The sequence below is a fragment of the Endozoicomonas sp. genome (genome assembly GCF_051008435.1).
Taxonomy (GTDB): Bacteria; Pseudomonadota; Gammaproteobacteria; order Pseudomonadales; family Endozoicomonadaceae; genus Endozoicomonas_A.
On sequence record NZ_JBPCXO010000297.1, the window covers coordinates 1 to 12,067 of the forward strand.

Annotated in this window: 10 protein-coding genes; 3 read left to right on the forward strand and 7 right to left on the reverse strand. The window is 48.2% G+C overall.

Annotated features, from left to right (window positions below; genetic code table 11):
• From ACR2PX_RS15000 to ACR2PX_RS15010, 3 genes are all read left to right on the forward strand, one after another.
• On the forward strand, positions 1-226 hold a 226-nt coding region (locus ACR2PX_RS15000; protein ID WP_434000164.1), incomplete at its 5' end, for a hypothetical protein.
• Between the two features lies 1 nt (position 227).
• Positions 228-1,007 (forward strand): hypothetical protein, encoded by a 780-nt coding sequence (locus ACR2PX_RS15005; RefSeq protein ID WP_434000165.1) that lies wholly within the window; start codon positions 228-230, stop codon positions 1,005-1,007.
• Entirely contained in the window at positions 1,001-2,743 is a 1,743-nt protein-coding gene (locus tag ACR2PX_RS15010) for a BatD family protein (protein WP_434000166.1), read from the forward strand. The genes ACR2PX_RS15005 and ACR2PX_RS15010 overlap by 7 nt, the downstream gene beginning before the upstream one ends.
• Positions 2,744-2,778: 35 nt before the next feature.
• Here ACR2PX_RS15010 and ACR2PX_RS15015 read toward each other — a convergent pair whose 3' ends face one another.
• From ACR2PX_RS15015 to ACR2PX_RS15045, 7 genes are all read right to left on the reverse strand, one after another.
• Positions 2,779-3,471, reverse strand: coding sequence for a hypothetical protein (locus ACR2PX_RS15015; protein ID WP_434000167.1), 693 nt, complete (start codon positions 3,469-3,471; stop codon positions 2,779-2,781).
• A 163-nt stretch (positions 3,472-3,634) separates the two neighbouring features.
• Complete coding sequence (locus ACR2PX_RS15020) at positions 3,635-6,004, reverse strand: efflux RND transporter permease subunit (RefSeq protein ID WP_434000168.1); 2,370 nt, start codon at positions 6,002-6,004, stop codon at positions 3,635-3,637.
• 96 nt (positions 6,005-6,100) lie between these two features.
• Positions 6,101-7,084 carry a WD40/YVTN/BNR-like repeat-containing protein gene (locus tag ACR2PX_RS15025; RefSeq protein ID WP_434000169.1) on the reverse strand — a complete coding sequence of 328 codons (984 nt, stop codon included), beginning with the start codon at positions 7,082-7,084 and terminating at the stop codon, positions 6,101-6,103.
• Positions 7,085-7,485: 401 nt separating this feature from the next.
• Positions 7,486-8,868 (reverse strand): DUF1329 domain-containing protein, encoded by a 1,383-nt coding sequence (locus ACR2PX_RS15030; RefSeq protein ID WP_434000170.1) that lies wholly within the window; start codon positions 8,866-8,868, stop codon positions 7,486-7,488.
• 19 nt (positions 8,869-8,887) lie between these two features.
• The gene (locus ACR2PX_RS15035; RefSeq protein WP_434000171.1) at positions 8,888-10,942 is read right to left on the reverse strand and encodes a DUF1302 domain-containing protein; all 2,055 of its coding nucleotides are present in this window, start codon (positions 10,940-10,942) and stop codon (positions 8,888-8,890) included.
• Positions 10,943-11,156: 214 nt separating this feature from the next.
• Positions 11,157-11,552, reverse strand: coding sequence for a DUF417 family protein (locus tag ACR2PX_RS15040; protein WP_434000173.1), 396 nt, complete (start codon positions 11,550-11,552; stop codon positions 11,157-11,159).
• The coding region (locus tag ACR2PX_RS15045) for an IS1595 family transposase (protein ID WP_434000172.1) at positions 11,549-12,067 on the reverse strand (519 nt) is incomplete at its 5' end. The genes ACR2PX_RS15045 and ACR2PX_RS15040, both read right to left, overlap by 4 nt.

The following is a 12,067-nucleotide window of genomic DNA, read 5'->3' on the forward strand; positions in this document are numbered from 1 at the left end:
GGTCGATACCATTCACATACAACAGAAAAAACTTTTCAATTTTTTTAATAAATTACACATCAACACACACACCACCACTATATGTTATGCGAGGGGGAAATTTCCCCCTAACCCCCTTTTAAATTTAGGAATTAATTTGTATGCTCTATATATATATAATGCCAGGAAAAGGAAAACAAAAGAAAAACAACACAAGAAAAATACAAGGGATAAAAAAGGTACTTAGCATGACGGAGCAGCGGGCACGAAAGAAAAAAATGATGGCATTGGTCGGTAAACAATTAGCGCAGGAGGCAGTGGAAACCGGTAAAATAAATTTGTTCACTCTACCGCAACATCTAACGCGACGGCGACAGCAAGAGATACAACAACCACAACAACCACAACAACCACAACAACCACAACAACAGCAGCAGCAGCAACAACAGCGGCAGCAACAACAACAGCAACAACAGCAACAACAGCAACAACAGCAACAACAGCAACAGGGCAAAGACAACAATCAGAAGCAGGATCAACAGAAAGAACAAAATCAACAAGGCCAGGGGCAACAGAACCAGCAGCAGAACTCTGAGAATCAGCGACAAAATTCGGGGGATTCCCAAGAGAATCAGCAACAGCAGAACCAGCAAAACAATGGTCAGCAAAATCAGGAACAGGACCCATCTTCCCAGTCCCGCTCAGACAATAACCAGCAACAAAAAGAACAGGAAGAATCATCGGCTTCCAGTCAGCAACAGCAAGAGTCGGAGCCACAGAACCCTGCTGAAACGGCACAACAGCAACAGGCTCAGTCTGGAGAGTCTGGAGAGTCGGAAGAACAAGATGATCAGGAACAACAGGCGATGCGTTCTCTTGAAGAGCAGCAAACCACCAGCCCCGACCAACAGGCGATCGAGAACTGGTTGAAAACCATACCGGACGACCCCGGTGGTCTGCTTAGGCGAAAATTTCTTCAGCAACAACAGCAGAGAGAGCAAAAAAGACAACAGGAGCAGTCATGGTAAACCCGATTTTTTCCAAACTGAGTAAACTACTGGTCCTGCTGACCGGAATGTTTCTGTCTGTCCAGGCTATGGCGGGCCTGACCGCCACGGTTGACCGGACCAACCTGGCAGAATATGAAACTCTGGAGCTCACCCTCAGAACAGACAGTGATACCAGTGCAGCCCCCGATCTGTCACCACTGGAAAATGATTTTGACATTCTGGGGACTCGCCAAAGCCGTCAGATCCGAATCATCAATGGTAACAACGAATCCTGGCGGGACTGGATTATCACCCTGTCCCCTAAAAGCGCCGGTCGACTTCTGATACCCAGTCTTCAGCTTGACGGTATGACCTCCAAAGCCATCAGGTTGGAAGTGGCCAGTACAGCCAGTGCTCGGGCAGCGGGTTCAGGTGGGATTGGTCCGGTATTTATTCGCACCGAAATCAGCGATGAATCCCCCTATGTTCAGGAAGAAGTGATCCTGACATTGAAGATCTACTATCGGGTTCAGCTTTACGATGATCGCCGACTGTCACCCCTGAATATCGATGGTGCCATTGTTCAACAGCTGGGTGAAACCCGAAATTATGAAACGGTTCTGGATGGTAAGCGCTATGGCGTTTTTGAGCTTAACTTCTCGATTCATCCGCAAAAACCCGGCTCCATGCAAATACCCGGCCTGACGTTCTCAGCCACTATGCCGGACCGCAGAGACACCTTCGGCAGTATTTTCTCTATGAGTGGCAAACCCGTCGCCGCCAGATCGTCAGAGGTCATGCTGAACGTTCAGCCACAACCCGATGGTTTCAGTGGCCCGGTCTGGTTACCCGCTCGCAACCTGACGCTGACCGATGGTTGGAGTGCAGCACTGGACAAGGTTAAAGTGGGCGATGCGATCACCCGAACCATTGTCGTCGAAGCGGAAGGTCTGACAGGCGTCCAGTTGCCGGCAATCAATATGCCCAAGCCCAGGGGAGTTAACGCCTATCCGGACAAGTCCACAACCGATGACCGGGCTACCGACTCCGGAGTGACTGGCAGCCGTATTGAAGCCATTGCCCTGATTCCCACCCGCCCCGGCAAGATTGAACTGCCTCCGGTGCGTTACCAATGGTTTGATACTGATACACAAACAGAAAAAGTCGCGGTGATTCCGGCCAAAACCATTACCGTATTGCCTTCTGAAAATGGAGAAGTGGTGGCAGATACTCCCACCATCCCTTTACAGAAATCAGAGGAACCCAAAGCCCCTGTCTGCCCACCGGCGCCCCAAGGCATGACCGGAACGACAGACACAGACTGGCTGTGGCCATCGGTTTCAGCTCTGCTGGCTTTGCTCTGGCTGTTCACACTGGTTGCTTTATTGCGATGCAAGCGATCAGGAAAAGCATTGTCAGAAACGGCTTCAGAGGCCTCAAAATCAACAACTTTAAATGAGAAGGCAGCCTGGGGAAACCTGGAAGCCGCCTGCAGATCAGAGGACTTAAACCAGATCCGACACAGCTTTATCCAGTGGACACAGGCTCTGATAGAAGATTCCACCCTGGTGACAACGGACAAATGTCTGCAAAGGTTCAGCAGCAAGGCCTTAAGTGCATTGTTCCGTCAGCTTGAGTCCAGCCTCTACTCAGGGCAAAAGCAAAAGCTGGATACTGCAACCTTGATCAAGCTTTGCAGTCAGCTGCGCAAAGATCATAAAGGTAAGTCTTCCGGCACTTCCAATAGCGATATGGACAGTCTCTACCCGAGCTGATCCTGAGGGGTTCTCACATCACTGTGGGAACCCCTTTAATCACACGGATCCTTTGCCTTGTCTAACTTGGGCACCAGTTGTAAATCCGGGCATTCTTTCATCGCTTTTTGCCACTGGTAATCAAAAGCATTCTTGTACATTTTCAGGGTTCTTTCGGGCCAGTCTTCGGCATCATTCTCAAACATGATGTTCAGATCTCTGTCCGCTGTCACCTGAAAGTCCTTGCTTGCACCTTTTGCAGTTTCCAACACACACTGGGCATCAAAACAGCCTATCGGGACGACATCCGTCACCTTCTCTTTCAGTAATGCCGGAGCCAGCTCCCCCTCTATTACTCCCTGGGCAACATCCGGATCTTTCAGCTGCACTGTCTGATCAAACGCCCCTTTGGTGTTCTTGAGAAATATCTGAAACTGCTTACTTTTCACCATCTCAAACAACAGATCCGGAAGTGTCTCCCCTCCCCCTCGCCAGCGGACATCAATAAAATGAACATTATCATTGTCTGAAAAATGGCTGATCAGCTTTATCTGCTCTCGAATCACACGCTCTTTTTCACTGATCAAAAAGACTTTGTCGTATTTTGGTTGCATATCAATGACAAGAATCGCCACTTTTTTGCCTTCGCTCAAAAGCCGCTCAATATAAGCAATGGAATCATTCGCATTGGCCAGCACCAGGGAAGAGAAAAATGAAAGAGTGGTGAGTAAACCCAATAGTCTGTTCATGTTAGTGCTAAGTCGTTAACACTCGAACACTATAGCTAAACCCACAGGAGCAATTAGCTGAATTCCAGACAGAAACAGCCATGAGAGAAGAAAAATATTTTTCACAATAAAAAAAACCGGTCACCCCCAAACAGGAGTAACCGGTTCTTCAGAGACTGATGAATCAGGCAGTCGTTAACTTGCCCGGTTTTTCAGACTTTTTTTCGCCAGTACCTTCCAGATTCTCTGACTTGATAAAGAAGCGGGCCAGAGCTGGCAACAGCCAGATTGCACCGATCATGTTCCAGATAAACATGAAGGTCAGCAGAATACCCATGTCCGCCTGGAACTTCAGTGGCGAGAACATCCAGGTACCTACACCTATCGCCAGCGTCATACCGGTAAAGGTAACGGCCTTACCCGTGATCTGCAGGGTCTTGTGGTAAGCTTCCTGCAGAGGCATACCCTGCTTCAGATAGCTTTCAAGACGACTGTAGATGTATATTCCGTAATCCACACCAATACCCACACCCAGGGCGATCACTGGCAGTGTTGCCACTTTTATACCAATGCCCAGGTAGGCCATCAACGCCTGACAGAGTACTGAAGTCAAACCCAGCGGGATAACAATACAGAATACGGCTCTCAGGGAGCGGAAGGTCAACAGACACAAGACACTGACAACAAAGTAAACCCAAATCAGCATTTCTGCCTGAGCCTTGCCAATCACTTCATTGGTAGCAGCTTCGATACCAGAGTTACCGGTTGCCAGCAGGAACTGCATCTCTTCGTTGTCATTGGCTTCAGCAAAGTCTTTGGTAGCTGCTACCACACGCTCAAGTGTTTCTGCTTTATGATCATCCAGATAAAGCACGACCGGAGCCATAGAGCAGTCAGAGTTAAACAGGGAACTGGCGTTGGATACAGAGCTGTTCAGAACATAAGGGTTACGAGACAGTGTCTGCCATTTGATATTACCCTCGTTCAAGCCAGTGATAACCCGCTTGGAGACAGTCACCAGTGAGATGGCTTTCTGAACACCTTTCACGTTCTCCATTTGCCACATGTAGCGGTCAATGGCTTCCATCACCTGATAGGTCGAACAACTCTCAACCCCTGTTTTTACCATCACCACAAACTGGTCGGCACTGGTTGAGTAGTTGCTGGTGAGGAACAGGTTGTCCATGTTGTATCGAGAATCCGGGTGGAACTCGGGAGCACCAGGATCCAGGTCACCAATTTTGAGATCCTGAGCTTTATAAATACCGAAACCGAAGCCCAGAATAGCAATCACTACCGAAACAGGAACCACTTTGGGGTGAGCAAAGTTGGATAACAGACCCCAGATTCCGCCTTCGTCCTGCTGCTTGGCACGGATTCTCGCAACAGACTTGTCGCTGGAACCGGCAAAAGACATCAGGACAGGCAACAATACCAGGTTGGTCAGAATGATTGCTGCCACACCAATACTGGCGGTGATAGCCAGATCCTGAATCACCTGAATCTTAATGACCAACAGTGTCAGGAAACCAATCGCATCGGAAGCCAGAGCAACCATACCGGGAATGTACAAACTTCTGAAAGCACGGCGGGCAGCAGTCAGTTTGTCCGCACCGGAAGCCGCTTCAACCCCGACACTGTTAATGATCTGCACACCATGGCTGACACCGATGGCGAAGATCAGAAACGGTACCAGCACAGAGTACAAATCCAGGCCATACCCAAAGGTCGCCAGCAAACCTATTTGCCAGACCACCGCCACCAGCGAGGTAATCAGGGGCACCAGTGTGCTGCGCAGGCAGCGTGAGTAAAGGAACAGAAGAAACGCAGTGATACCAATCGCCATGATGAAGAACATGACAATGGCTTGTACGCCATCAAACAGATCACCGAATACCTTCGCGATTCCGACAATATGCAGTGACACACCCTGCTGATTGTATTTTTCTCTGAGTTCTTCAAGCTTGTCAGACAATCCACGGTAATCCAGCGCTTTGCCGGTTTCAGGATCACGTTCGAATAATGGTGCACTGATGATGCTGGATCCGAAATCATTTGATACCAGCTGTCCAACCTGACCGGAGCGCAGAATATTCTGCCTCAGTTCATCCAGGCTGGCCTGAGTCCCATCATAAGTCTGCGGTATCACCGGCCCCCCGGCAAAACCTTCTTCCGTTACCTGGGTCCAGCGTACACTGGGAGTCCACAATGACTTGAGTTTGGATCGATCAACACCGGACAGGAAGAACACTTCGTCATTCAGGTTCTTCAGGACTTCCATATATTCGGCGTCAAAGATATCCCCATTATTATTGGACACCGCAATCCGGATAGTGTTTCCGGAACTGCCGGCTTCCATATTCGTCAACATGTTCTGAATATAGGGGTGATTCAGCGGAATCATTTTCTGGAAACTGGCATCCACTCGCAGGCCAGTGATCATTTTCCAACTGAGGAAAATGGTTGCCAGCAGGAACAGCAGACAGATCAGCAATCTATTCTTGAAGATGAACCTTTCCAGAATAGGTTCTGTGCTGAAGTGATTCGACGACATAAGCTACAGCCTCTTTTTTTTATTCTGAAAAATATTTTGCTCTGCCGTTTTGATATCGGAAGGGGTCGCAAAAAATTTCTCTGTCGCTATGAGCATTTATTCTTGTTCTTTTTCAGGCTTGGGCAGTGTGCTTCTTTCCAGCACTTCACCACTTGGGCTCATCCGATGGATGCCTCCCTGCCCTACTACCACAATGTTTCCGTCCACACCTGGGGCCAAAGCACTGAGTGATACCCGGTCTCTGCGATTGACTGCACTCCACTGTCCCGCTTTGCCAGAAACAAATGAACCAGAGGTTCCCACCAGAATACTTTTTCCGTTGTCCATCACGGCAGAGCCGAATAATGTCTCACCGGTACCGGAACTCATTGCGCCCCAGGTTTTACCCTGATCGGTACTGCGAAAGACATTCCCTCTCAAACCATGAATCAGGACTTCTCCCGGACCGGTGGATACGCCAAAAAGACTGCCTTCATAAGGGCTTTCCAGTGTCTTCCAGGTACGACCGCTGTCGGCTGAGTGAAACAAGATGCCTGCTTCACCGGCAATATAAACATTGCCATTACCGTCTCCAGTAATGGCATTGTAATGAAATTCTTCTTCGTTATTGATTCGGTCGCTGATATCCACCCACTCTTTACCCCCGTTACGGGTTTGAAGAATGGTGCCATAGGCTCCCAGAGCAATGCCGCTGTTGACATCGTCAAACCAGACATCCAGCAATGGCGCTTCAAGGTCAATATCGTCATAAACTCTTTGCCAGCTTTCACCAGCATCCATTGTTTTGAGAACGATAGCGTCGTGACCTACGGCGTAACCCACTTTATCGGATGGAAAATAAACGGCTGTGAGCATCTGTATGGTAGGCACTTTCGCCTGACTCCAGCTCACACCATTATCATCAGAGTAGAGGATATGGCCTCTGTCACCCACCGTGACCATTCGCGGTGATTCCGCAGCCCGGGTGACATCCAGCAACAGCGATTGTGACGCCATATTGCTCATCTTGGCGAATTGAGGCTCAGTGACTTTAGCGTCTGCGGCCTGACTGACCGTTGCCAGCATCAGGCTTACAGCCATCACACAGTGCCTTACAGCTTGCACCGTGGACCCCTTCCTCCTGGAAGCCTGTCCGTTCCAATCCATGTATAACTTCTTCCCAGGGTACAAAGACATGCAGCTCCCCTCAATCATTCTTATTATTCATTGTGAAAGTGTCTCTGGCTGAAATTTTGCCTACCGGAGCAGACTATTAGACGACACTTTTCAAACAGGGCAGTATTTGTTAGCTCAAGGCTGTTTTCGACTTATTCTTTGACTAGCGATTATAAACAGACAAGTAAAGCCTCGCCAAATCTTTCACATCGGATTTCACAAAATCGTCCATAAGGACTACAAAAAACACCAAAACACTTCATTTTAAAAGAAAAACGACCTGAGAAAGGCTAGCTTTTCAGGCCGTTTTATTGAAGACAAGTGATTTACCTGCGCCCTCTCCTCCTTAAAGCAGAAGGCTTAAAGTAGTTCTTTGGAGGGATCGCCCGCTCAAAATCAATATACGACGACTCCTCGTTAGCAAGACCCTGAACGTGGTAACGTCTGGCCTGAAGATCATGGAATACATCCAGACCTGTCCAGACTGTAGGTCGATCATAGTAATTGATCAGGTAAGCCATACTCACCCGCCACAGGTTGCCCCGGCTGTCGTATTGATCAAGCACCGCTGCCCCCCAACTGTCCTCATCCAGATAGAGAACGCGTTTTGAGTAAACATGACGGGATCCGGGCTTGATCTGACCCTCTATAACCCAGACCCGATGCAATTCATAACGGGTATGCTCAGGATTGACATGCCCACGCTTGAGAATGTCTTCGTATTTGAGTTTGGGGTTGATCAGCTCATAGTTGTGATAAGGAATGTACAGTTCTTTCTTCCCTTTCAACACCCAGTTATAACGGTTCGGAGCACCATTATAGATATCGGTGTCATCTGCCGTTCTCAAACCATCGGAAGCCGCGATAGGAGTGTCGTAGGACAAATTTGGAGCTCGTCTCACTCTTCGCTGACCGGCATTGTATCCCCATGCCTGCCTGGGCTGTTTGATCTGGTTCAGGGTTTCATAAACCAGCACCGCGCCCCCTGCCAGACGAGCCGGTGACTTGGTAAACGACAGATAATAAAAAATAGTGTTATCAAGGCTCTTCTCAGAACCGCCGGGCAGATTGTAGTTCAACAAGGCTTCCTGTTGAGATGTCACCAGCGAGTAGGCCCCGCTTCTCTGCACAGCAACTTCCGATGCCCTTCTGACCACATACTCTCCGCGATAACGGACAATGTGATTCCAGATCGCCTCCAGGCCATTTTTGGGAATGGGAAAAGGATAAGCGTCATAAGCCCCCTTAAAACCATTACCCCCGTCGAGCAACTGTGCTTTGGTAGCCGCTGCCCGGGTATTGTAATAAATCCGTTCGGGCTGACGTGCCGTTCTTCGGGTTTTATAGATCGGCATCTTGAAGGTTTCAGGATAGGCTTCAAACAATGCGATCTGCCCGGCGGACAGCTTGTCACGGTGTTTATCCAGATTACTTTTATCGATGACAAACAACGGTTTATCATCTGGAAATGGATTAATGTAATGCATTCCGGGCTTGAAGGCTTTGGGAACCTCAGCTTCCTTAATACCACCGGTCCATGCCGGAATAGTCCCTTCTTTATTACCCGCTTTTTCTGCACCGATTGGCGTCAGGTCTTTACTTAACCTGAGGGCTTCCTGTTCAGAAACAGCCGCATTAAGGCTGATGGGCAAAGACACCATCAGTAAGAATGTCGTCAGTAGCCAACGGTCGTTTTTGTTATTGTTCATTATGAGCATCCCTATCCCGTCAGAATGAGTACTTCATATTGAAGGCGACATTGTCTCTGTCGTTAATGGAGTTGGTTCTCTCTGAACCGTAGAAAGTGGTGTACGCCAAGTCGGCTTCGAAAGCATTCAGGTAGACTCCCTTAACCCCCAGAGTGAAGGCTTTTCTACCTGCCAGAAAATTACCGGTACGACGGGAATTCCCAGTCACATCATGTTTGTAGATCGCATAGGGATTGAGGTTAATACCGGCAAAGACATCATTCAGCTCACCCGACAGCACCGCCGTAAAACCCCAGCTGAACTTGTCCAGGCGGTCACGGGATGGCGTATAGTCAGTCACAAATGAAGCCCCATACGCGCCAGAAGCGGTTGATACAAATGTATCGTAATCATCCAGATTCTGGATGTATTCAAAAGACGGTTCCAAAATTCCGTAAAGCCCGTCAAACCCAATGCTGGGTCCAAAGTTTTCCACGAACACCAGTGAGCCTGTCCAGAGCTTTATCTCATCATAATTCTTATAAGCTCCCGAACTTAGACAATATTCCAGCCCGGGATGAGCTTGTGAGAAATTAGTGAAACAGTCAGCACCTGCCAAAATCGCTGGAAGATTATCTTTGAACCCATCCACCAGATCATCAGGATGGTCAATCCACATCGGGGCGTTAGGTCGATAAGCCAGTTCACCCGCTATAGAAGTACTTCCGAAAGCCGTATTGAAACTGATTCCATACATCTGGATGTCTTCAGGGAAAACCATAGTGGTTCTCAGACTGTTCGAAAGCACATGTGCGCCTGCCAGACCACCTACTACCTCTTGTTTGGACTGGCCCGTTAAAGCGGCTACACCGGTGTAATAGTTATCCAGAGCTAAAGCCAGATTGGTATTTCCTGCACCGGTGACTGCGGCCAGGGCGGCCTGAGCCGCACCATTGTCCATACCGGCTTCGATAAAGGGAACGTGCGAACTGTAGTTAACAAAATAAAAACCGAACTCAGTATCGTTCAGTTCTTCCGCAAAGTATTTAAAGTTAAAGCCCCACTGACCATCATCGCTGGCATCTTTCTTGGCCGAAGTATCGGCGACCACGATGTAGTCACCATTAACATTGATGCCAGTCGCACTGTAGAAATCACCAAAAACCTGCCCCAGTGTCGGCGAACCCACGCCGGAAGGTGTGACATCCCATGTGCCATCAATCAATTTCAAGCTCGAAGTGATTTCGTTATACCCTTTGGTCGCCCCTTCAACAAAAAGATCATTGGTGCTGAAGTAGGAACCTCTTCCCGGCAGAACCGTTTCTTCCCATTGGAACTGGTAGAAAGCAGACATGGATAAGTTGTCAGTAATTCCCAGGCTGAAAGAAATAGCATTTTGGGGAATCAGCAGATCTTTAACTTCAGATCCAGGCAGGGCATAGGACGCACCATCCAGGGCATTAATCGTATTAATACCGTCCCGGTAAAAAAGCCCTTCCCCCCAATTCATGACCTGCTTACCAAAACGAACATCCAGAGGCATCTCACCAATATCCCAGGCACCATAGAAATAGGCGTCCTGAATCTTGGCATCACGGCCCTGGCCGTCTTTCACATCATCTGCCCAGTCATTGCCGTAAGGATAGGTACCTGCCTGATTTGGATACCCCGCTGCCAAAGCATCGCGATTGACATCGTTCCAGTCGTTATGGGAATCCATCATGACGGTGTCATAAAAAGCGGTTCCCCGGATAAACACACCGTATTGTTCCTGCCAATCGATCTCCAGATCGGCTGAGACTTTAATCACCTGGGAAACCAGCCCTTTATCAAAAGCGCGGTTGCCGTCATTGAGATTGACATCATCATGGTTGGGTGTGCTGCTGCCCCGGTATCGGGTGTTGTCCCGACCTTCTACCCGCCACATGGCTCCGTAGGATACCGTAGTATCCAGGGCACCGGTGATATTGCCATCTTCAGAGGCAAACTCGGCGGCGTGAACCGAAACAGATAAAGCAAGAGAAAAGCTGCCTGCAAGCGCAAAGCCGGAACGCCAGGCCGCAAGACGGATTGGATAAGATTGGGCAATCGCCATAGCTGGAAGACTCCCTGTCGGTGCCATTTTTATTATTTTGACTTCCCGCTGTCACATTCCCTGACTGCGTACAAACTCCCCCTGATACTGCTTATATTAAATTTACGTTTTTCCTACCTTCCAACAGAAAAGCCAGAAAATCAACTTTTCTGGCTTTCAAAGAATCATCTATAAGACAATCTGGGACTCGGTAAAAAGAAAATCAACCCGTCATTCAAGCATGCTTCATTCTGTACCAGCTTCGCTCAATTACAGAGATGGAAACCGCCAGAAACAGAACATCCTTCACCAGAAAGAAATTAGTAACCAGTATGCCATCGGATATTTTCCAGACATTAGGCGTTGTGACCAGAAAGCTGAGAGTAGCCAGGAAGATCAAGGAAGCTGCGATTCCAGAGTAAAAACCAATTTTTGGGCTTTTTAACCCTGCAATCAGCCCTATAGCCACAATAATCTCTACAGCTCCAATAATGCCAGACACCATTTGCACCGATAAAACATCATACAACCAGCTCATGGCAAAATGATTAACCACCAGAGGCTCGATCAGCTTGGCTTCCGTCGGTGTGAATTTATAGATACCAATCCAAAGAAGTACTAATACGGCTATGTTCCATTAACGGGTTGAAAGCGAAACTGACTCAAAATCTTATTGGTCAGTCGATCAATATCTAATGGTGTGCTTTCAGTCAAAGCTCTTCTCCATCCAAGATAGTGAGACAAGTATTTTGTTGCAATACCGTGAAATATCCCTTCAATCCACTGCTTTAGATGGCTGTGATATGAATTGACATGCTGTAAGTGAAAAACACCATCTAAAACTCTCTGTTTAGAGGATGTTACAAGCTCTTTAAAAATAAAGCCCAGTTTTCTTGCCAGCTTCTCGTGGGCAAGGCTTGCATCAGCACAAACGACAGCCTCAATGTTTATGCGACCGTTTAAATGCTTGCAGAGTTCGTCTGCACTCTCATTGTCTAAAACTGCATCAACAGTCGCATCTGACCTGTCTCTGGCTACCATGACCGGAATTTTGCGACATTCTGTCTTTTTGTCATTGCCTCGTTTCCTCGTAGCTCTTGGTAGATTTTTCTTTTGCCCTTTAAATGACTCACGAAAGAATGTTTC